Here is a 24,303-nt window from a genome sequence, read left to right as displayed (position 1 = left end):
TTATTTTTTATGTTTTTCGATATAATTTTGCACCATCTTTTTTGCCCAGACTACAGGAAATAAATCTTCAATCAGGATATAATTATCAAAATTCAATCGAAGTGCATTACTTAAATGGAATTTGGCTTTTCTGTTGTCCTGAATCATAAAATAAAGACCCGCTAAACGGTATTCTATTTCATTTTCTTCCGGGAAATAATCGGCAGCCTGCAATAAAGTATGAATAGCACTTTCGAATTCGCCTAAAAACTGCAAGATATCTACCCAGAATAACCAGGTATCCAGTTCGGTATCACCAAATTCAACTGCTTTTCTGAAACCAAATTCAGCTTCTTCAAAAAAGTTCATCTGCTTGTTGATATTAGCATATCTTTTCCAGTACAAACGATTTTGATTGTCAATTGCTAACGCTTTATTGACATAAAAAAGTGCTTTTTGGTAATTTTGCTCACGCAAATAGAAATCAGTAATAGCAATCCATCCTTTATCCAGCAGTGGATCTTCATGTACTGTTTCATTATAAAATTTAAGTGCTAATACTTTATTTCCTAATTTTTCATAACATTTACCAATTCGAAGCAAGGCATACGAAGTGGCATCGTCTAATTCAATCGTTCTGTTATAGCTTTCGATGGCTTCATTGTATTTTTCCAAACGCTCTAAAGCTTTGGCTTTTTCCATAAAAGCACCTAAGAATTCATCGTCTATGAGTGTCGCATAATCAAAGGCACGAATGGCATTTTCATAATCTTTAAGTCCGTAATGCAAGCGCCCTTTTTGATGCCAGGCAATTTCGCTATAAGGATTTTTATCAATATAATTATCCAGATAGCTAATGGCTTCTTCGTTTTGATCTAAAAACTCAAAGCAGTACACTACATTGTATAAAGCAGACTGATCTTCAATATCTTCTTCCAGACATTTGATAAAACTCTCTTTAGCTAACTCAAGATTATCCATAAAAAGATACTCCATACCTATTAAATTATACACATCGGCATAATCATCAGTGTATTGTAAAGCAATTTTCAGTAATTCAACAGCTTTTTCATGCTGGTCTCTTTTAGAGTAGATGTTAGCCTTTTGAATGTAAATTTCTTCATTGTTCGGTTCAATGGCATATAGCTCGTTGAGTAATTTCTCAGCTATATCCAATTTGTTGTCATAAACCAGCATTTCAACCTGAACAAGCTTTAAGCCAGTAGACTTAGGGTGTTGGTCTAATGCTAATTTAAGCGCTTTTTTTGCTAAAGCGGCCTTACCTATATCGAGATAATGAAGTATGATTTCTTCAAATTCTTCAGAGTCAAAAAAGAGTACTTTGTTGGTTTTCAACATGGACTCAAATTTAGATAGAGATAAGTTATAATCTTCTTCTTCGTTGCTTAGTTGCATACTTTCTGTTTTTAGAATTTGGCCTAGCTTAAAGTTAGGCATCCTTAATGTTATTTTTGAAGAAAAAAATGAATTATTGTGAACAATTTAATTAACAAAAGGAATTAAGTTAATTGTAGTGTTGTATTTATTTTTTTTGTGAAGCCATTATTTCGTTCATAACTTCAAGTATTATGGCACATCCTTCACGTATTTCTTCGTTAGAAATGGTTAAAGGAGGTGTAATTCTGATGGCGCATCCTTCAAATAGGAGCCAGAATAATATAAGTCCCTTGTCCTGACATTTTAAAATAACTTCATTTGTGATCGTTGCATCTGCTGTCATTGCAGCAAGCATCAATCCTTTTCCTCTAATTTCCTTTATCAAAGGGTGTACCAAAAGTGACCTGAAGAGCTTTTCTTTTTCTAAAGTTTGCTGCATGAGGTTAGTTTGGGTCAATTCCTTCAAAGTAGCCAGACAGGCTGCCGCAATGACAGGATGCCCGCCAAAGGTCGTTATGTGTCCTAATTTTGGATTTTCAGTTAATAAATCCATCATAGCCGATGATGCTGTAAAAGCACCTACGGGCATTCCGCCACCCATTCCTTTTCCCATGACCACAATATCAGGAACAACATCGTAATTTTGGAATCCAAATAATTTCCCTGTTCTCCCAAAACCGGGCTGAATTTCGTCCAGAATCATCATTGCACCAACTTCAGTACAACGGGCACGGACTTTTTTAAGGAAATCATTATGGGGTTGTATAAATCCAGCGCCACCCTGAATGGTTTCGAGTAAAATACCCGCAGTTTTAGTCGTTATTTTTTCTAAATCGGCTTCGTTATTAAAAGTAATAAAATCAACATCAGGAATTAAGGGGCGAAAAGCTTGTTTGCGCTCTTCAAATCCCATCACACTCATGGAGCCCATAGTATTACCGTGATAAGCGTTGTGGCAGGAAATTAACTGGCTTCTGCCGGTAACTCTTCGCGCTAATTTTAAAGAACCTTCAATTGCCTCGGTTCCTGAATTGACTAAATACGTTTTTTCTAAAGGAGCGGGAAGGAGTGAAGCCATGAGTTTGCAATATTCCACCGCCGGACTTTGTGAATATTCCCCATAAACCATCACATGCGAATATTTATCTAACTGGTCTTTTATGGCCTGATTGACTCCCGGATGCTGATGTCCTAACGTACATGCCGAAACGCCGGCAACAAAATCAAGGTATTTTTCATTATTAGTATCGTAGATATAAGAGCCTATGGCATGAGAAACTTCCATTCCTAACGGGTATGGAGAAGTTTGTGCCTGGTATTTTATAAAGTCGTTATTCACGTTTACTTTTACCGCAAAGTTCGCAAAGATTTTCGCAAAGTCACGGAGTTTTATTTAATTATTAATGTTGTATTCACTTGCCAAGTCTGCCTTCTAAAGTCTAACTTCTAACTTTTAAGCAGTGCTTACTTCTTTTTCTTCTTCTTTTTATCGTAATCTAAAGTTTCTTTTCTGATTTCCATTGGGACATTTTCCTTCGCAGCATCTTTTTTAGCTTCTTCAATCATCTTATCATTGTATTGATTTTCTTCCTCAGGAAAAATATCGTCTTTGGATTTTATTCTTTCGTCGCCACGCCATTTAAATCCTCTGAATTTCCTGTCATGTTCATCCAGTTCGTCTTCGGGGAAAATATCACCATCAACCTGTTGGAAAAAAGTGATTGTTTCAATGGTATTTTTGTCAAAAAGAATATTGATTTTACTACTTACATTTTTATTGATACCAATGAGTTCCTGATCGTCATTTCGCATATAATAAATAACTTCGGCATTCTTAACAATATCAACATCGTGGAGTTTTCCCTCGAGGAATTTGCCGTACAGATTTAAACCTTTTATTTGATTGTAACCCGTTCCCAGCGTATCCTTAGAAATAATAAAGGTATTGTTGAGTACTTTGAGCGAGTCTAGTTTTTGTGTTTTATTATCTCCAATAAGATGCATGATATCTCCGGTTATCTGGCTTTCACCGTTCCAAAGAATGGGGTTTCCTATGAGTTTTGTGAGACCTTCTTTAGAACTTGAATGAATGGAATCACATTTCCCGCTCATGTCAACTTTGAAAAAACGAACATTATTAAAAGCCCTGATAATTCGGTTTCCTTCTTTTCCGGTCACCATCAGTTTTTTTCCATGAATATAAACAGAGTCATTTTCGACAAAATTAACAGCAACGGCTCTTTTGGTTACATACATCGAATCTTTCTTTTGGAAAATTTCGGCATAATGGCCTTTTACAACACCTCGGTTAATGGAGTCGGTAATTTTTACATTTCGCGTAGCCGATGCAAATTCCTGATTTCTGTCATAATATAAACTGTCACCTTCTATAAGTCGGTTGTCATATTTAATATACGATTTCCGAAGAAAATGGGCGAGATTTTTTTTGGAGTCATAAAAGCCTTTTTCAGTATAAATAAAGTTGGCTGCACTTGTTATCGTTGAGGGTCCAAAAAGATAAGAATGCCCGGAATTGCTATAGTAATCTAAATGATTCGATTTGATGACATATTTGGGGTTTGTTACCACAACTTCGGTTAAAAACTTGAATTTTTTTTCGGCAACAAAATACCTGCCGGATTTACTTACCAGCGTGTTTTCTTTGTTTACAATGGTTCCTTTAGTATTGTAAAAAACTTCCTGAACATTCCGGTCAAAATTGATAGTATCTGTAGAAAGAGTTGCATCGGGAGAAGTCATCACGGCATCACCGGTTGCAAATGCTTTTTTTACATTTCCGTTATATTCAGCGTATTTACTATTTAAATAAAGGGTGTCACCTTGTACTAATTGCACATTTCCAAAGGCTTTTATGTAGTTTTCTTTTTGAAAATAATAGGCTTTATTACAAGTTAATACTACACCGTCATGATTTACTACTACATTTCCGGTTAGTAAAAAAGCATCGGGCATTTCGGCCTGATTTACATCGGCAAAATCAGAATGCTCAATGATTATTTTTTTAGGTGTTTGTGCACTTACGTTAATATAAGTAAGTAGAAACAAAGCATAAAAAATGAAATATAGTGATTTGTTCAAGGGTATATATTTTTGTCAAATTTATGAAAAAGGAAACAATCCCAATAAATATTACTATTTATTTATGATTTTAAAAGTAGTGTATTGAAGTATAAATTCTTAGTTGCTTAGATTTTTAAACTAAAAAAAGCTGATGAATATTTTACATCAGCTTTTTTTGGGTTATTCGAATAAAGAACTAATAGTACCTCTTTCTGATAAAAGTATTTTCGTAATTTTCATTTATTTTTTTCCAATTAATCACATTAAAAAAGGATTCAATATAACTTCTTCTGCGGTATTGATGGCCTAAATAATAAGCATGTTCCCAAAGATCCAAAGCCAGAATAGGAGTGCCGGGAACAGCAGCGTTTCTCATCAATGGATTGTCCTGATTTTGAGAACTGGTAATTTTAAGTTTACCGGCTTTGTCTACAATTAACCAGACCCAGGCTGAACCAAATTGTTTTGTTGCTTCTTGTTTAAAAGCGGTTTTAAAATCCTCAAAGGAACCAAAATCTCTGTTTATAATCGCTGCAATAGTATCTGTAGGAGTTCCGCCTGAATTAGGCGCCATTGATTTCCAATACAGCGAATGGTTGTAAAAACCTCCGGCATTGTTTCTTAATTCTGTATCGTTGATATCAAGTTTACCTAAAATCTCTTCGATAGTCATGTTTTCATATTCAGTTCCTGCAATTGCCGTGTTTAGATTGTTAGTATAAGTCAGGTAGTGCTTAGAATAATGCATTTCTAAAGTAAGCGGAGAAATTGTAGGTGCTAAAGCGTCATAAGGATAAGGTAGTTTTTCTAATAAAAATGAGCCTGGAGCTGCTTTTACATCATCAGGAAAACCGATGGTTACTTTTTCCTGAGCAGTTGGTAAAGGAACTTCGACTACTTCGATTAGTTTTTTCTTCTGACAAGAAATTAAAAAACTAAAAAATAAGAGGGATGTAATGGTAAAAAAAAGTTTTTTCATTGTATTACTTCTAATTTTCAAAGAGAATTAATAATTTCTATATAGTTTTCTTTGGCTTCCTCAGCAGAAATATGACTAATTTGCATCCAGGCATTTATTTTAAAAGCATCTCTTAAATGAAAATTAGAAGTTTGTCTGATTTCCATTGTGCCAATAGTTGCCTGTTTGTAATATGCATAAAGTCTTAATTGAACATCCTGAGGAAGAGATGCCTGAGTCATTTCTGAAGCCTTTTTTACCGCTTCGTTAAAACGGGTATCTAAATCTTTTTCAATCATTATTTTTTTATTGCAATAATAGTTTTTCCTCCAATTACTTTTTGATTTAAAACTACATTCACCGGAGTACCTAAAGGTAAAAATAAATCGACTCTGGAGCCAAATTTTATAAAACCGGCATCTGTACCCTGTACTACCTGCATTCCTTCCTGAGCATAATTAACAATCCTTTTTGCTAATGCTCCGGCAATTTGACGGTATAAAACAGCGCCAAAAGTATTATTTTCTATAACCACAGTTGTTCTTTCGTTTTCTTCGCTTGCTTTTGGATGCCAGGCAACTAAAAATTTTCCGGGATGGTATTTACTAAATTTTATAATCCCGCTCATTGCATATCGGGTTACGTGAACGTTTATAGGTGACATAAAAATAGAAACCTGTAAACGTTTGTCTTTAAAATATTCGCCTTCATATACTTCTTCAATTACCACAACTTTTCCATCTACAGGAGCAAGAATCTGAGTCTCATCGAGAGCTACTGTTCTTTTAGGATTTCTAAAGAATTGTAAAATGATAACGAGGATAAAAAAAGCAAAGATTTGCAATCCTTTTCTAAGCCAGACTATATCGATAAAATTGTCAGAAATTAATAGTACTAAAGCAGTAAAAATAATTCCCAGTAAAATGGTCTTGGTTCCTTCTTTATGAAACATAATTTAAAATTTGATAAAATAAAAATATAATTGGTGCTACAAATATAACACTATCTAGTCTATCTAGTACACCTCCGTGTCCAGGCATGATGTTTCCGCTGTCTTTAACTCCGGCAATTCGTTTAAATTTAGATTCTACTAAATCCCCAATTGTTCCAAATATACCAACAATTGCAGCAATTGAGACCCATATTAAAATAGACTGGCTGCTAAATTCAGGATTAGGTCTAATGTAAAATTTAGAAATCAAATAGCCCGATAATATGGCAAAAAGAATTCCGCCAAGGAAACCTTCGATGGTTTTTTTAGGCGAAATACGTTCAAATAGTTTATGTTTTCCAATAGATTTCCCAACAATATAAGCAAAAGTATCGTTAGTCCATATTATTAAAAATAACCCAATTATAATCTTAGGATTATAATCTTTTATTCCAAATGAAATTTTAGTGATAAAAATAAACGGGAGTATGATGTACCCAAAGAGATAAAGGTATTTAGACGAAGTACTTATTTTTTGAATGTTATCATAAAATAAAAAAAGAATGCATTTTACTGATACCACTAAAGTTATAGCTAATAATATAATATTGAGTTGTTGTATGTTAACTGTAATCTCAATGTTAGTATCAAAAAGTTCATTGATTGTTGTCGTGGTAATTGTATTGTAATGACTAATTAAAGTTACTGTACTGTATAATAAAATACCGACAATTAACGGGAGTGTTTTATTTACTTGTGCCAAATTACAAAATTCAGCTATAGCTATTACCAGAAAAACACCAAAAAGCAGGAAGAAACTTTCGGTAGAATATAATATGGAAGCTATCAATAATAGGATATAAATAGCACCCGATATTGATCTTTTTAGAGTTTCATTCATTTTAAAGATCTTCTAAAAGCAATAAATAAAGGTTTTTAGCCGAACTTCCGTATTGAGTGAAGTCTTCTTCTTTTGCTTTTTCAAAATATTTTATAGCAGTAATATTGGTAGGGTAATCTCTTTCGTATTTCTTTTTTATGGCACTAAGACCGTCACTTTTCATTGCTAAAATTTGGCTGGTAGTTGCTAAAACTACGATATTAACAGGCAATTCATTGGGTTTTAGTTGTTTGATTTGTTTAGAAGAAAAAAGAATAGATCCTTCCTCGGCAATCAAATTTTCACAACTGGAAAATAAAAATTTAGGATTTCCAGGTTTGTTATAAATAAGTCTGTTTTCTTCCAGTAGTTCAAAAAGTTTTGGATCATAACAAAGGACTTCGCTTTCAAACCAGTCATTTTCTTCCAGAATATTTTCGAATTGGTCTTTTACTTCCTGAGCATTTTCACAGTATAAAAATTTACCTCCATTTTTTTTAAAATTGTAGATAAATTGTTCGTCCACAGATATATTACTCTCAGGAAAGAAATTACTATTTTGGTTTTCTTTTTCCTCATCTGACGGCGAAATACTAGATCCGAAAATTTTTCTAAAAAGACTCATATTTTGAAGGGGACTTTTATATATTATTTGTAACCGTTCAAAGATAAAAAAATCTTAATTCAAAACGCGGTTTTGAATTAAGATTTTAAATAATTTATGTCAAGAGTCTAATTAAGAGACTACTTCTTCCAGATTTTTATCAAAGCTTCTTTTTCCAAAAATAGCCTCTAAATCGTCTTTAAAAATGACTTCTTTTTCGATAAGGATATTAGCCAGTTGATTTAACTTGTCTTTGTTTTCCTCTAAAATCTGAATCGCTCTTTGATATTGACTTTCTATAAGTGCTGATATTTCAGTATCTATCACCTTTGCAGTTTCATCTGAATACGGTTTTGAAAAACTGTATTCGCTTTGTCCTGATGAATCATAATAAGTAACATTTCCTATTTTGTCATTCAAACCATAGATTGTAACCATGGCACGGGCTTGTTTAGTTACTTTTTCCAAATCACTCAAAGCACCGGTTGAAATTCGGTCAAAAGTTACTTTTTCGGCGGCACGGCCTCCCATAGTAGCACACATTTCATCCAGCATTTGGTCAGGACGAACAATTTGGCGTTCTTCAGGTAAATACCATGCAGCTCCTAAACTTTGTCCACGAGGAACAATGGTTACTTTAATTAAAGGTGCGGCATGCTCCAGCATCCAACTTACGGTTGCGTGACCGGCTTCGTGAATTGCAATTGCTTTTTTCTCTTCGGGTGTGATGATTTTGTTTTTCTTTTCTAATCCACCTACAATTCTGTCAACGGCATCAAGGAAATCTTGTTTGTCAACAGCAGTTTTGTTATTTCGTGCAGCAATTAAAGCTGCTTCGTTACATACATTGGCAATATCTGCACCGGAGAAACCGGGAGTTTGTTTTGCTAAAAAGTCTAAGTCTAAACCTTCTACTTTTTTTAAGGGTGCTAAATGAACCAGGAATATTTCGGCACGCTCACGTACATCCGGTAGGTCTACAAATATTTGTCTGTCAAAACGACCGGCACGCATTAAAGCTTTGTCTAATACATCGGCTCTGTTTGTAGCTGCCAGAACAATTACGTTTGTCTGACTGCCAAAACCGTCCATTTCAGTCAGTAATTGATTCAAAGTGTTTTCTCTCTCATCATTACCACCTGACATATTGTTTTTGCCACGAGCTCTACCTACAGCATCAATTTCATCAATAAAAATGATAGCCGGCGATTTTTCTTTTGCCTGTTTGAATAAATCACGTACACGTGATGCACCAACTCCTACAAACATTTCAACAAAATCAGAACCTGATAAGGAGAAGAAAGGAACCTGAGCTTCTCCAGCCACCGCTTTAGCTAACAAGGTTTTTCCTGTTCCAGGAGGTCCTACAAGTAGTGCTCCTTTAGGGATTTTACCCCCTAAATTGGTGAATTTTTCAGGGTTTTTCAGGAATTCTACAATTTCCTGAATCTCTTCTTTTGCACCTTCAAGTCCAGCGACATCTTTAAACGTAGTTTTAACATCATTTTTTTCATCAAAAAGTCTCGCTTTAGATTTTCCGATATTGAAAATTTGTCCACCTCCGCCAGCGCCACCACCTGACATTTTACGCATGATAAAAATCCACACTCCAATGATGATGATTACAGGAAGTAAACTGATAAGAATATCCGACCAATTGCTGGCTTCTTTAAAGTCATAATCAACCAGTTTTTTTTCAGCCTTAGCTGCATCCAGTTTTTCCTGAAAAGATTTTAAATCACCAAATTTCGTAGTATAATGTGGTCCTTTATTAGGTCTGTCAAATATATCTTTAGCTACTTTCTTGTTTGCAGGATCTTTTAATCCTTTTTCTGAAAGGTAAATCTCAGCATCTTTATTATTGAAAATAATAACATTTTTAATTTCGCCTTTGGTTAACATGCTGTCAATGTTAGACGACTTTAGCTGAGCCGGCTCTTGTAAGCTGGAGCTGCCAGTTACAAAGCTGATAAACAAGAAAATAAGCAAAATAGCAGTGTAAACTAACCACGGACTTATTTTAAATTTATTAGGATTTGGATTATTGTCTTTTGCCATTATCTTTTATCTTTCTTTAATATTTGTTTGCAATTGTAGTAATTTTTGCATCTCCCCACAAACTTTCGATATTGTAATATTCTCTAATTTGTTTTTGAAAAACGTGAACTACTATATTTACATAGTCCATAAGCACCCATTCGGCATTGTCAGTACCTTCAACGTGCCAGGGTTTATCCTTAATTTCCTTTGAAACAACTTTTTGAATGGAGTTAACAATTGCGTTAACCTGTGTATTTGAATTTCCGTTGCAGATAACAAAATAGTCGCAAACTGCGGTATCAATTTCTCTAAGATCGAGAATATCTATATCATTTCCTTTTACTTCTTCTATTCCTTTGATAATGTTTGCCAGTAGGTCATCATTATTTACTGTCTTTTTTGCCATGAATTATTTTTATAATAAGTGTGTAAAGTTACCATTTTTTGTGATTATTTTTGAACCTTAACATAATATTAAATTATGTTACAATAATAATTGCTAATGAAACTAATCAAACTCGATGCCATAGATTCTACAAATGATTTCCTTAAAGGCTTATCAGTAACACAGGAATTAGAAAATTTTACTGTAGTTAGTGCTGAAAACCAAACTAAAGGACGCGGGCAAATGGGAGCAGTTTGGAATACTGAAGCGTCTAAGAACTTAATAATGAGTGTTTTTGTGAAAGATTTTGTTCTGAATCCAAATGGGATTTATCAACTTAACATTGCAACAGCATTAGCAATTATCCAAGTGCTGAAAACTTTCAATATTAAGGATTTAAGTATAAAATGGCCAAACGACATTATGTCAGCTAATTTTAAACTGGGTGGCATTTTGATCGAAAATACTTTTAAATCGGGAGGGCGTATTTCATCTGTGATAGGTATAGGTTTGAATGTGAATCAGACTAATTTTGATAATTTACCCAAAGCTTCTTCGATGGCAGTAGTTGCTGATACTGTTTTTGATAAAGAAAAAATTCTGGTTTTGATTGTTGAGCGATTGAAAGCTAATTTGGCCTTAATTAATACCAATTCGCAGGGTTTGTGGAATGAATACTTATCCATACTGTTTAAAAAAGGAGTTCCGATGCCTTTTAAAGTAAAAGAAAAATCTTTTATGGGAATAATTACATCTGTTTCGGCAGCTGGAAAATTAGTTGTATCATTAGAGGATAATAGCTTTGTTGAATTTGAGGTAAAAGAAGTTCAGATGCTTTATTAAAACCGCTATAGTATGTTTAAAAACTATTCTTTATAGCTTTTTTTAGCTCAAAATAATGGTTTGTCAGCGTCTTTTTAGTAAAAAATTATTAAATAAACCAATATTTTTAATTGTTTAAATACTTGTATAGTAATGCTTTATGTTTTGTGTTGTCGGTAAGTGTTGTTTTTACATTTAAAAAAATGAGGTTAATAAGTTTTTTTATTTTACTTTTGGATTTCGTTTTTCGTAAAAAAATGTTCTTAATAAAATGTATGTGCTATTTAATACTGGGAATTTTAACGAAATTCTAAAGTATTAAAAGTTATAGTTTGTGTTTTTCTTAAAAAGGGAAAACTTTAAAGTGCATATAAATTAACGGTATAAAAAAATAATATTCTATAACAATCATTAACCAACTAAAAACAAATTTCTTATGAGCTCAAGTCTCGAATTTGCAGATTATGCAGTATTTATCGTCTACTTTTTAGTAGTCTCAATTTACGGATATATTATCTATCGTAAACGCGAAAAAAACGAACACGATGCTAAGGCGTATTTCTTAGCCGAAGGAACTTTAACATGGTGGGCTATTGGTGCATCGTTAATTGCTTCAAACATTTCAGCTGAACAGTTTATCGGAATGAGTGGAGAAGGTTTCTTCTTAGGGATTGCTGTTGCCGCTTACGAGTGGGTTGCTGCAATTGCGTTGATTATTATTGCAATATGGTTTATTCCTGTTTATCTTAAAAACAAGATTTACACGATGCCGCAATTCTTAAAAACCAGATATAATGAAACTACAGCGTTAATTATGGCTGTTTTTTGGTTGTTTTTGTATGTTTTTGTAAACTTAACTTCTATTTTATACTTAGGAGCGGTTGCTATTAACGGATTAGCCGGAGGAGAATACCTTCATGTTATTATGTTAGGATTAGCAATTTTTGCTTTGATTATCTCTCTTGGAGGTATGAAAGTAGTGGCTTATACGGATGTTATTCAGGTGGCAGTATTAATTATTGGAGGTTTAGTAACTTCTTATATTGCGTTGACTACAGTAGGAGAATATTTTGGAGTAGGTAAAGACGCTATTGCCGGATTTAATGTCTTGATGGAAAAAGCACCGGAACATTTCAAAATGATTATTCCAAGACCGGATGCTAATTCTACTCAGTTAGAGATTGATAAATACCTTACTTTCCCTGGAATATTATCTTATTTAGCAGGTATCTGGATTATCAACCTGAACTATTGGGGATGTAATCAGTACATCACTCAAAGAGCTTTGGGAGCCGATTTACAAACAGCACGTACAGGAATTTTATTTGCAGGATTATTAAAATTATTAATGCCTGTAATTGTAATGTTGCCTGGTATTGCTGCTTATGTTTTATATGAAGGAGGACATTTACCACAATTAGTAGGTGGAAAAGACGGAGCTTATTCAGCGATGTTGACTTTCTTACCAACAGGTTTAAAAGGATTATCCGTAGCGGCATTGACTGCTGCAATTGTAGCTTCGTTAGCAGGTAAAGTGAATAGTATTTCTACTATTTATACTTTAGACGTTCATAAAAAATACATTCAAAGAGAAGCTTCAGACAGAGCTCAGGTAAATATTGGTCGTTATGCTGTTTTTGCTTCAATGGTTCTTGCAGTAATGTTTACTTGGAATGATGTTTTAGGTATTGGTGGAGTAGGAGGATTTACTTATATCCAGAAATATACCGGATTTATCAGCCCCGGAGTTTTTGCAATGTTCTTCCTAGGGATGTTTTGGAAAAGAACAACTGGTACAGCTGCTATTGTGGGTGTAATTGCAGGTTTCTTATTATCTGTTTTATTTAACGAATACGCTCCGGCAATGTTTGGAAACGAAACATTATTATACACAGCCTGGCCAAATGGTAAAGGTGGTTTCGAAATTCCGTTCCATATTTGTATGGGATTATCATTCTTCTTTACAATGTTGTTAATGATTGGAATCAGTTTTGGAGGACCAAAAGTGAATCCTAAAGCATTCGAATTAGATACTGAAATGTTTAAAGTAAAACCACAAACTACAGTATTAATCATTATTACCTTATTAATTATCGCTGCTTTGTACGTGAAGTTCTGGTAAGAAATAATAAAGTATATTTTTAAAAAAGTGCGAATTAATCTTTATTAGTTCGCACTTTTTTTATGTTCTAAAATCGGTTTTCGGAGTAAAAAATCTATATTTGAAAGCAATCAGGACAAACGTATCCGTTTTATTTTTGCCATGAACCTGTCTGCCAACCACTAGGTTATACTAATTGCAGATTTGTGTTATTTCGTGTCATTCGTGGCTGATTTTTTTATTTCTGAAACTCATGTGTTAGCCCTATGAAAACAATAATGAATTTATGAGATTAACTAATTTTATTATATCTTGTGCTGTTCAATTATAATCAAGTGACTTAATACTTAAATCCTATATTTTGAGATATTTAGCTTTAATACTAGCGCTGTTTTTTTCTTCATTTATTAGTTTTTCACAAGATTATTCCGTGCGATTTCTTGATATTTCGGATGGATTGTCAAACAATTCCATTACTACAATTTATCAGGACAACGATGGTTATATGTGGTTTGGTACTTATGATGGTTTAAATCGCTACGATGGTTATGCTTTTAAGATATTTAGAAACGAAATCAATAATGAAAACTCCTTATCAAATAACACCATCTATACTTTAGACGGAGATTCAAAAAGAAATATTTGGATAGGTGGAAACAAAGGAGCCTCTGTTTATGATAAATCAAAAGCCTTATTTCATCAGGTAAAATACAAAGAAAAGGAAGATGGAACCAGTCTGGTTTTAAAAAATGTGGTGCATCAGATAAAAGCGGTTTCGGGTAATTTAGTGGCGTTAGCAACACAAAATGCCGGATTACTGATTTTTGAAAATGGCTCATTTGTTGGAAAAACTATTCCCATAACAAAATTAAGAAAACCTTATAATTATGATGTATTAGGGATTCAAAAAGATAAAACCGGGAAAGGTTTATGGCTATATGTTAGGGATCAGGGAGTGTGTTATTACAATTTTGATACTCAAAAAATAAAATTAATTACTCCTATAATTATGGAGGTAAAGTGTATGGAAAATGATACTAGTGGTAATCTTTGGATTGGTACTGATGAAGGTCTTTTTCTGTTTAATACCAGCACCTTTTCAATTTCAAAAAATTATTTTTCAAATAAATATACGATAACCAATATTCTGAGAGATAAGAAGAATCAATTTTGGTTTGCTACTGATTGTTGCGGAATTTTTATTTTAGACAGGACAAATCAAAAAGTAGTTCCTTTTAGTAAGGATAATTCTCAGCAAATTATTAAAAGTAGTGCTGTTTGGAGTGTTTATGAAGATTATTTTGGTAATGTCTGGTTTGGAACACTTCGGGGAGGGATTAGTATGATAAGTGCTGCTCCTAAATATTTTAAGACTGTAAAATACAATGCTAAGGAGAATAATCTGGCTCAAAATTTTATTTTGTCGGGTTGCGAAGATGAAAAACACAATTTATGGATTGGAACTGATGGTGCGGGATTGCGTTATTGGAATAGAAAAACAGATACTTATACCGTTTATAATAATAATCCCAATTCGGCAAATGCTATTTCGAGTAATTTTATTACCAATGTTATTTGTGATAGTAATAAGGAAATTTGGTTGTCTACCTGGGCAGGAGGAGTTAACCGGATCAACCCTAAAACCAATTACATAAGCCGATATTCCTGTTATAATCCGTTTACAAAACAGATAGAGAAAAATATTTGGCTGGTTTATGAGGATGCTCAAAAAAATATTTGGGCAAGTGCCACGAATGAAGGCTGTTTGTATCTTTTTGACCGCAGTAAAAATTCATTTATACTTTATAATAAGGATATTAACAATTTACAATGTCTGACTCAAACCAGTGATGGTAAATTGTGGGGAGGAAATTATACTTCTATTGTGTGCATCGATAAAGTGCGTAAAAAACATTACAAAGTTAATATTGGTTATCCTGTTCGTGCTATTCATGAAGACAGAAAAAAACAACTTTGGGTTGCTACACAGGAAGGCGGTTTATTGTTATTTGACAGAAAAACCAATGCATTCAAAAGATTTACCACTGCCGATGGATTGGCTTCTAATACTATTTTGAGGATTTTAGAAGATAAAAATGGCAATTTATGGATGAGTACCTACAATGGTTTGAGTCGATTGGATACCAAAACAAATACTTTTAGAAGTTTTTCTAAAAATGATGGGTTACAAAGTAATCAGTTTAGTTTTAATGCCGCTTTGAAATTAGCCTCGGGTGAGTTTTTCTTTGGAGGAATCAATGGATTTAATCTGTTTTATCCTGAGTTGATAAAAGAAGAAGTTTCGAATACAAAGATTCTTCTTTCGGATTTGAATGTAAATAATGAACCTATTGTCACTAAGCCCGATTTAATTTCGGAATGGACTTTAAAGCATCAGATTAAAGAAATTCGATTGCCTTATGATCAGACTACTTTGTCCATTGAGTTTGTGGCTTTGGATTATTCGAGTGCCGATAAAATTAATTATGCCTATTTTCTGGAAGGCTGGGACGATCAATGGAGTAATGCCGGACAGAACAGAAAGGCTAATTATCCGCATCTTTCTGAAGGAACCTATCTTTTTAAAGTAAAAACATCCAATTTTCAGGATGAATTAAGTAAGGCTGAGACTTTAATTCGAATAGTAGTTTTACCGCCTTGGTACAGAACCTGGTGGGCTTATCTTTTGTATTTTCTAATTGGTGGAACGATTATTTACAATTATGTAAGGTATAGTAAATACAAAGAAAGATTAAAGTATAAGGTTAAAATAGCCGAATTAGAAAGGAAAAAAGAGAAAGAAATTGCCGAAAAGCAATCGTCGATGTTTACCTACATTTCTCATGAGTTCCGCACGCCACTTTCATTGATTATTAATCCTTTGAAAAAGGTAATTAAAAAAGAGGATACTCAAAATGATTCTTCTAAGGGGGATTTGCAAATTGCCTATAGAAATGCACGACGACTTTTGAGCTTAGTAGATCAGTTGTTGCTTTTCCGTAAGGCTGAAAATGATGCCGATGTCTTGCGATTGTCTGCCATTAACATGAATGATTTATGTCAGGAAGTGTATCAGTGTTTTGTAACGCAAGCCCGGGATAAGTCCATCAATTATACGATTGAAATTCCTGATGAGACACTTCAAATTGTTGGGGATTATGAAAAGATTGAAATTTCGTTGTTTAATTTAGTTTCCAATGCTTTTAAATACACCCCTGATGGCGGAAGTATTACTGTTAAATTGACTCAAACAGAAAAAAAAGTGTCAGTAGCTATTGCTGATACCGGTTCCGGAATTGCCCAGCAAAATATTGAAGCTATTTTTGAAAAATTCAAACAATTAGATTCAAAAGCTACTGTAAGTGCCGGTTTTGGAATTGGTTTGTATATTGTCAAATATTTTGTAGATAAACACAAAGGAACGGTAGTTTGCGAAAGCGAATTGGGTAAAGGAAGCTGCTTTACATTGACATTTTTAAAAGGGCAGGAGCATTTTGATGATTTGCCAATAAGTTTGAATACTCCTAAAATGAGTGAATTACTGGAAGAACTTTTGGTAGATGATTTGGATAATAAAAATGAATTAAACAAAGAAAAAGCTGATAAAGAATTCCATGAAGAAATACTGACTGATAAGAAATCAGTATTGATTATTGATGATAACGCTGAAATTCGAAATTATTTAATTCAGTTGTTTTCCGAAACGCATTTGGTTTATAATGCTGTAAATGGTCACGAAGGCTTAAAAATGACCGAAAAACACATGCCTGATATTGTTATTTCGGATATTGCAATGGAGGTGATGGATGGATTAGAATTGTGTAGAAGAATAAAAGAAAGTGATCAATTATCACACATACCGGTTGTATTGTTAACAGCTACCAATAATCCCGAGACTCATTTACAAGGAATTACCGACGGAGCAGATGATTATATTACCAAACCATTTGATGATGATTTGCTTTTGGCACGGGTAGATACTTTATTAAAAAACAGAGGTAATTTAAGGAGGTATTTCTTAGATAGTATTACCTTGAAGGAAAACTCCCAAAAAGTACCTGCTGAATATCAGGAATTTTTAAAACGATGTATTGATATCATCGAAGCCAATATGGGTAATAGGGATTTTACAATTAAGAATTTTGCTCTCGAAATGGGGATGAGTCATCGTACTTTATATACAAAAATCAAGATAATCTCGGGAGAAACGTTAAATGCTTTTATTCGTTCCATTCGTTTACGAAGAGCTGCAATGTTATTGCTTACCGAAAACATAAATATTGCCCAAGCCAGTGCAGAAGTTGGATTTGAAGATCAAAAATATTTCAGACAGCAATTTGTTAAACTGTATGGGATGACTCCTTCGGCATATATTAAAAAATATAAAGATTCCTTTAATAAGGATTTAAATATTATTAAGTAGTCTGTTGTTTTGCTAAAAAGTAAATTTTCTGCTGTAGCACTATGTAAATCACAATCTGCAATAATCCGTTTCAATATCGCTATTCTAAAATGATTGGTATATGAAACGAATAGGTATTAAATTTTACGTGTTCACTTTTCTGAATCAAAAAAAACAATAATATTTCAGGTAATCCTAATCTTATTAATATTAAGGTTAGGTTTTTTTTGTTAATATGTAAATTATATAACGTATAATTTACATAGAAATCAAATAAAGTCAGATTTTTTTGTTGAATTGTCTTTTTTGAATGATTTGTCCTTATCGTTTTCAAATTTACCCTTCTTTTTTTTCGAATATCCCCCCTATGATTACTGCTATTTAGTCATTCCTTTGCTAGGATGATAGTTTATTATTTATGACTTGACGTTTATTTTAAGTTAAATTATCATAAAGAAAAATTAAAAAAACACATTCATTTATTAACCAAACTAACAAAAACTAAAGCTTATGAAAAGTATAGGAACTCAATAAAGCGATGTATGGCTATGAAAATTTAGAACTACTATTTAAAATCAAAAAGTTGTTTAGAAAATTATATAAACGACAACCAAAACTAAAATCAATGATATGAAAAAACTCTCGTATTTATTTTTATTTACATTTTTCGCACTCCTTTTTACAGGATGTCAGGAAGATGAACCAAGTTTTCCTTCATCTGAAAATCCCACAGTTGAAGTATTAACAAATGAAATTTATGGTGCTCCAAATAGAAAATTTGAAATCAAAGCTACCCTGAATGATGATTTAGGTTTGAAAAGTGTCAGAATTCAAATTCCCGAATTGAGTTTAGACAAAATAATCAATTTTGCTACAGAACCTCTTTTAACCACTTATGATCTGAGTTATTTCTTTGAAGTGCCTGCTGATAGAGGAATATCGGAAGCTTTTAAAATTAAATTGACTATTGAAGATGTTTCGGGTAACGAGATTGATCAGGAGATTGATTTACGTTTGGATGGCGAATTTAGTGCTCCTGCAATTAGTATGATTACTCCTAAGGAAGGTGCTGTGGTTTTATTGTCTTCCAGTACTGATTTACCGGTTAATTTTGTTGTTAATGATGATTCAGGAATTGATTATATCGAAGTTAAATGTGAAGCTCTAGGAATTAATGAATTGATTCAGTTAACAGGATCTCCTCAGTCCTATACTTTTAATAAAACGTATACTTTGCCGGTAACTGCTGCTCAGTATGTTTTGACCATTACTGCAAAAGATAAATTTGCGATTCCTAATATGGGAACAATGAACATTAACATTGTGGCAACTAATGAATACCCTGCAATATATTTATGTGACCAGCCTAAAGGAACTAACCTTACTACTGATGCAGTAGGTGTACCAATGTATTTCCATACTAAAGTAGGGCAGGACTTTGAATTCAAATATTATGCTGATACAGATAATAAAGAAATTTATTTCTTAGGACAGGAAGCTGATTTTGCACCACATTGTTTTGGTTTGAATGCTTCGGGAGATTTAGTTGATGATGTGGCTTCATCTGCTATTGTTTTACCTACAAAAGGTTATTATAAAATCAAAGTAAATCCAAGTACTTTAGTTTATTCAGTGGCTAAATATACTCCTACAAGTTATGTTTGGGCTAATGTTGCAAACGGTTTATGGCATGATGACGAAACTCAAAGAAGACCTTTTGTAAGTATTGCAGGTGGAGGAATTCAAGGTGCTAACTGGGATACCTGGAATGCCTGGGTTCAAACAAGTTTACATTTGGCTAATAATCCAGACAATCCGTATCAATTAGTAGGTGAATATACACTTACAGGTACTATGGAAGGAACTTTTACAGGACAATGGTGGAGTCCATCATGGAGGCTGATTAAAAATGGTATTGCTACCATGTCTCCGGGTTCTAATGGAAATGCTAAATATCCTGCTGCTCCGGGTGTTTATAAAGTGATTCTGGATACCGAATTAGAAAGAGCATTTATCACTAAAAAATAGTTTGTTATAGCTGATATAACATTAATTAATAAATTATCTTGATATGAAATATAAATTTATAGGCTTACTAATTGCTATTTTATGTAGCTCGGCAGCCTTTGCACAAATTACAGTAAAAGGAACTGTCAAAGACAAAGGAGCTGTGCCAATTCCTGGAGTAAATGTTTTTGTAAAAGGAACACAAACTTCAGTCTCAACTGATTTTGATGGAAAATATGCTATTGTAGTTCCTAATAAAGAAGCCCAAATTGAATTTTCTTTTATTGGTTTTGCTACACAAACAATTAAAGTAGATCAAAAAACAGTAGTTGATGTAGTTTTGATGGAAGACAGTCAATCATTAGAGGAAGTTGTTGTTGTGGGATATGCTACTGTAAAAAAGAAAGATGTTACCAGTTCGATTGCTTCTGTAAAAGGAAAGGAACTTCAAACCATGACAGTAGGAAACGTTACGGAATCCTTACAAGGAAAAGTTTCAGGAGTTCAAGTTACAGGTGCAGGTGGTCCAGGTGCTCAGCCCAGAGTGCTTATTCGTGGAATATCTACAGTAAACCTGAGCACAGATCCTCTTTATGTAGTAGATGGTATCCCAATGGGAACAAGTATCAATTTTTTAAGTAACAATGAAATTGAATCTATGGATGTACTTAAAGATGCTTCTGCAAGTGCTATTTATGGTTCTCGTGCTTCGAATGGTGTTATTTTAATTACTACTAAAAAAGGAAAAGCCGGTAAAACAAAGTTTACAGTTGATATGAGTACAGGTTACCAAATCATGGAGAAACCTTACGATATGGCAAATGCAGAAAATTATGCTACTATAATGAATACTGCTTATACTAATTCAGGGTATTCGGAATATTTGCCTAATGCTGAACAATACAGAGGAAAAACTACCGACTGGTGGAAAGCAGGAATCAATAAGGCTTCATCAGTTACGAATACTTCTATAGGAGTATCAGGAGGATCTGAAAAAAATACTTATGCCATCAGTTTGAACTATTACAATTCAGATTCATTTTATGACATTGGAGGTTGGGAAAGAGTAACTGCCAGAATTGCAAATGATTTTAAATTCTCAGATAAATTTTCGGCAGGAATCACTTTGAATCCTCGTTATGAAACTTGGGGAACTCCTGGAAACTGGGCTGATTTTGTGAAGATTGATCCAATTACTCCAATCTACAAGCCTGCAGATCAATTAAACGGTACTGAAAATGAATACAGTATCTATGCCAGATCTCCATCGTATGTATGGAATCCTGTAGCTTCAGTGAGCCGATTTGATGATTATACAGATCAGTACAATTTGAATACAAACGGTTATTTACAATACGAACCTATTAAAGGATTGATAATCCGTACACAAGGATCGATTGAGATTGGAAACAGAGTACAAAGTATATTTAGACCCGATTTTGTGATTGATGCAGCTCACGAAAAAGCTGAAATTAACAGTATTGAGAGAAGAGCTACTACTAATAATGACTGGACTTGGCAAACTACAGCAACTTATTCCAGAGCATTTGCTGACAAACACAATACCTCTTTAATGATTGGTAGTACAATGGAGGAGTATAATGGTAATGATGTTTGGGGTTATGGAGAAGGAGTTCCTAACAACTCTGAATCAATGAGAGAGTTGAATGCAGCAACTAAAAACCGTAACAGCGCTGGAAACAGATGGTCTAATTCTTTGATGTCTTATATCTCTCGTTTTTCTTATAATTTCGATAGTAAATACTATTTAACAGCTTCATTTAGACGAGATGGTTCTTCTAAATTTATGGCTAATAACAAATGGGCTAATTTCCCTGCGGCATCTGTTTCATGGAGAATTTCAAATGAAGATTTTATGACTAATGCCTCTGTATTTAACAATTTGACTTTTAGAGCAGGTTGGGGTAAGGTAGGAAATCAAAATTTACCGGCTTCAGTTTATCAGTCTAATATTGGTCAGGGATATTATGTTATCGATGGTCAGGTTGTAGATACTTCGTATCCATCTACTATGGCTAATAGAGACATTCGTTGGGAAACTGTAGAGGATATCAGTTTTGGTCTTGATTTTGGATTGTTCCAAAATAAAATCTCAGGATCATTAGAATATTATCAGAAGAAAACAAACGATATGTTATTCCTTAAACAGTTCCCTACTTATAGTGGTTTCCCGGGATACTCCACAATCTGGACAAATGTAGGTGCGATGCAATCCAGCGGAATCGATTTATTATTATCCTATAAAGATACTAAAGGAGATTTCTCTTATGGTGTAGATGTAACTTTTACTACTGTTGATGTTGAGATGTTGTCATTATCTGCAAAAGGAGAAAAACTATTTGGTGCTAGTAACAGAACATTGACTGTTGAAGGGGATGAGCCAGGGTATTTTTATGGTTATGTAGCGGATGGTTTGTTCCAAAACCAAACGCAATTGAATTCGCATACTGACGACCATGGAACTAAATTACAGCCTTATGCTAAAGCTGGAGACATTCGTTTTAAAGATGTAAATGGTGATGGTAAATTAGACGATAAAGACCGTACCAAAATTGGTTCGCCTTGGGCTGATTACAATGTGGGATTGAATTTAAATTTTGCTTACAAAAATTTCGATTTAGTAGCTAATTTCTATTCAAGTATCGGTAATGATTTGGTTAACCAAAACATTTCAGATTTATACAATGGTACGAGTTTGACAAACAAAGTGAGTGGATTAAACGACATGGCTTGGCATGGTGAGGGAACTTCAAATTATGTTCCTCGCTTATCAAGAGATGATAACAACGAAAACTTTACAAAATTCTCTTCTTTCTATGTTGAAGATGGTTCTTTTGTACGTATGAAAAACCTGCAGTTAGGATATTCATTGTACAATAAATTTGGATTAGATAAATTGAGAATCTCATTATCAGGTCAAAATTTATGGACATGGACAAACTATTCAGGTGTAGAACCTGAAGTAGGTGGAGGAGATTCTAGCAAAGGTGATGGTGTTAAAGGATCAGGTTTCGGAGGATGGAATTACCCGGTTCAACCTACAATTCTAATGGGGCTTAATGTAGCATTTTAACAATAAACGAATATGAAAAAAATACTAGTATCAATACTAACTTTTGCAGCTGTTGCAGTTTCTTGTAGCGATTTTATCGAAAAAGAAGCAAGAGGAACTCAAACTTTAGAAAATTATTTTCAAACAGCACAGGAATGTGAAAATTACACCAATGAATTAACGCAGCGATTATTGCTGGCTAAAGATTGGTATACTTTACTTGCGCCAAGATTAGTTAATGAAGCATCTACAGATGATGCCTGGATGGGTAACACTGGTCAGGACAATGGTGCGTTTAGACCTTGTGCACAATATGTAGTAACTCCTGAGAATATGGGAGCTATGAATAGTATCTATACAGCACACTACTACACTATTCAATCTGCTAATATTGGGTTAGAGAGAATGGATGTTGCGCCAATTACCGATGCTCAAAAAAATCAGTATATGGGGGAATCTTTATTTGTTCGTGCTTATTGTTATTACGAATTGGTAAACCTTTTTGGAGGAGTTCCTTTGTACACACAATCTTTGGGTACCGGCGATTTGAATTTATCCCGTAGCTCAGCTGCTGAAGTTTATGCTCAAATTGAAGCTGATCTTAAAGAATCGGCAGAAAAATTAGAAAACGTTACTGTATCAAGAAATGGTAGAATAAATAAATGGGCTGCTTATGCTTTATTAGCGCGTGTGACTTTGTTCCAGGAAAAATGGGCTGATGCTAAATTATATGCAACTAAAGTAATTGCAGAAGGACCTTTCCAATTAGAAGAAAATTTCTTAGATATCTGGAGTGTAGATAATCATAACGGAGTTGAATCAATATTAGAAGCACAAACTTCATCAGTACAAGACAGATCTTTAGGTGCTGCTCTTCCTACTTTTGCCGGAGCTAGAGGAGAAGACAAGGAAAACTTTCCAAGTAATAGTACTGCCGATGTTATTGACGGATGGGGATGGTGTATGCCTACAAGCGATTTAGAAAACGCTTATATTTCTGAAGGTGACGTAATTCGTCGCAGAAGTACTATCACTAAATGGGGAGAAGCTGCTTATGGTGATGAAGTTTTGAACCCAACTCATAAATTCAGTTTGAATGATAATAAATCAGGACGTATTTGTCGTAAATATTATATTCCTATCGCTACACGTCGTGCATTAGATAAAAAAGACGGTCACTTACCATTGAATGTGCCATTGATTCGTTTGGCCGAAATGTACCTTACAAGAGCAGAAGCTAATTATCATTTAAATGATGCCGGTGGAGCCATGGATGATATTAATGTAATTAGAGATCGTGTAGATTTACCTTTAGTAGAAGGATTGGCAGGACCAAATCTTTTGAGAAAAATCTACAAAGAGCGCCGTTTAGAATTAGCTTTTGAAGGATTGCGTTTGTTTGATATTCGAAGACAAAAAGATCCAGGTTCAGGGAAAAAAGTAATTGAAACTTTGATGGGACCAAACGGAACTTTTGTACAATACAATTTGAATTCAACGGATCCTTATGAAACTACTAATACAAGAGAAGCTCAGGATAAAGGAATTAATTTTGATCCTAGTAAACACTTATTGTGGCCAATACCTCAGATTGAAAGAGATTTAAGTAATAACGTAATTACTCAAAACCCAAATTATTAAG

General features: G+C 33.8%; 16 protein-coding genes. 6 read left to right on the top strand and 10 right to left on the bottom strand.

The genetic code is table 11. The features are described 5' to 3' along the window. From BUB89_RS10095 to rsfS, 10 genes are all read right to left on the bottom strand, one after another. Complete coding sequence (locus tag BUB89_RS10095; protein ID WP_073244937.1) at nt 1–1,395, bottom strand: tetratricopeptide repeat protein; 1,395 nt, start codon at nt 1,393–1,395, stop codon at nt 1–3. A 127-nt stretch (nt 1,396–1,522) separates the two neighbouring features. Then, nucleotides 1,523–2,716, bottom strand: coding sequence for an aspartate aminotransferase family protein (locus BUB89_RS10090; protein WP_073244626.1), 1,194 nt, complete (start codon nt 2,714–2,716; stop codon nt 1,523–1,525). 125 nt (nt 2,717–2,841) lie between these two features. Continuing rightward, on the bottom strand, nt 2,842–4,476 hold the full coding sequence (locus BUB89_RS10085; RefSeq protein WP_073244624.1) for an OstA-like protein: 1,635 nt from the start codon (nt 4,474–4,476) through the stop codon (nt 2,842–2,844). Nucleotides 4,477–4,654: 178 nt separating this feature from the next. Beyond that, a complete protein-coding gene (locus BUB89_RS10080; protein ID WP_073244622.1) occupies nt 4,655–5,437 on the bottom strand; it encodes a superoxide dismutase in 783 nt (260 codons plus the stop codon). Nucleotides 5,438–5,454: 17 nt separating this feature from the next. Next, entirely contained in the window at nt 5,455–5,715 is a 261-nt protein-coding gene (locus tag BUB89_RS10075) for an acyl-CoA-binding protein (protein ID WP_073244620.1), read from the bottom strand. Next, on the bottom strand, nt 5,715–6,368 hold the full coding sequence (locus tag BUB89_RS10070; RefSeq protein ID WP_073244618.1) for a phosphatidylserine decarboxylase family protein: 654 nt from the start codon (nt 6,366–6,368) through the stop codon (nt 5,715–5,717). The genes BUB89_RS10075 and BUB89_RS10070 overlap by 1 nt, the downstream gene beginning before the upstream one ends. Beyond that, entirely contained in the window at nt 6,358–7,248 is an 891-nt protein-coding gene (locus tag BUB89_RS10065; protein ID WP_073244616.1) for a phosphatidate cytidylyltransferase, read from the bottom strand. The genes BUB89_RS10070 and BUB89_RS10065 overlap by 11 nt, the downstream gene beginning before the upstream one ends. 1 nt (nt 7,249) lies before the next feature. After that, nucleotides 7,250–7,852, bottom strand: a complete 603-nt coding sequence (locus tag BUB89_RS10060) for a lactate utilization protein B/C (protein ID WP_073244614.1) — start codon at nt 7,850–7,852, stop codon at nt 7,250–7,252. A gap of 111 nt (nt 7,853–7,963) precedes the next feature. Further along, complete coding sequence (ftsH, locus tag BUB89_RS10055) at nt 7,964–9,889, bottom strand: ATP-dependent zinc metalloprotease FtsH (RefSeq protein WP_073244612.1); 1,926 nt, start codon at nt 9,887–9,889, stop codon at nt 7,964–7,966. Between the two features lie 16 nt (nt 9,890–9,905). Then, entirely contained in the window at nt 9,906–10,277 is a 372-nt protein-coding gene (gene rsfS / locus BUB89_RS10050; RefSeq protein ID WP_073244610.1) for a ribosome silencing factor, read from the bottom strand. A 96-nt stretch (nt 10,278–10,373) separates the two neighbouring features. Here rsfS and BUB89_RS10045 point away from each other — a divergent pair, with 96 nt between their 5' ends. From BUB89_RS10045 to BUB89_RS10020, 6 genes are all read left to right on the top strand, one after another. Continuing rightward, nucleotides 10,374–11,099, top strand: coding sequence for a biotin--[acetyl-CoA-carboxylase] ligase (locus BUB89_RS10045; protein ID WP_073244608.1), 726 nt, complete (start codon nt 10,374–10,376; stop codon nt 11,097–11,099). Between the two features lie 415 nt (nt 11,100–11,514). Then, nucleotides 11,515–13,200 (top strand): sodium/sugar symporter, encoded by a 1,686-nt coding sequence (locus BUB89_RS10040; RefSeq protein WP_073244606.1) that lies wholly within the window; start codon nt 11,515–11,517, stop codon nt 13,198–13,200. 340 nt (nt 13,201–13,540) lie between these two features. After that, entirely contained in the window at nt 13,541–17,602 is a 4,062-nt protein-coding gene (locus BUB89_RS10035) for a hybrid sensor histidine kinase/response regulator transcription factor (RefSeq protein ID WP_073244604.1), read from the top strand. A gap of 609 nt (nt 17,603–18,211) precedes the next feature. Beyond that, entirely contained in the window at nt 18,212–19,609 is a 1,398-nt protein-coding gene (locus tag BUB89_RS10030) for a hypothetical protein (RefSeq protein WP_073244602.1), read from the top strand. 43 nt (nt 19,610–19,652) lie between these two features. Continuing rightward, nucleotides 19,653–22,682: a SusC/RagA family TonB-linked outer membrane protein gene (locus tag BUB89_RS10025; protein ID WP_073244600.1), complete on the top strand. Its 3,030-nt coding sequence runs from the start codon at nt 19,653–19,655 to the stop codon at nt 22,680–22,682. A 12-nt stretch (nt 22,683–22,694) separates the two neighbouring features. Beyond that, nucleotides 22,695–24,302 (top strand): RagB/SusD family nutrient uptake outer membrane protein, encoded by a 1,608-nt coding sequence (locus BUB89_RS10020; RefSeq protein WP_073244597.1) that lies wholly within the window; start codon nt 22,695–22,697, stop codon nt 24,300–24,302. The last annotated feature ends 1 nt before the right edge of the window (nt 24,303 follow it).

Origin of the sequence: Flavobacterium flevense (genome assembly GCF_900142775.1) — a bacterium.
In the GTDB taxonomy this organism is placed as follows: Bacteria; Bacteroidota; Bacteroidia; order Flavobacteriales; family Flavobacteriaceae; genus Flavobacterium; species Flavobacterium flevense.
This window is presented reverse-complemented; position numbering and strand designations above follow the sequence as displayed.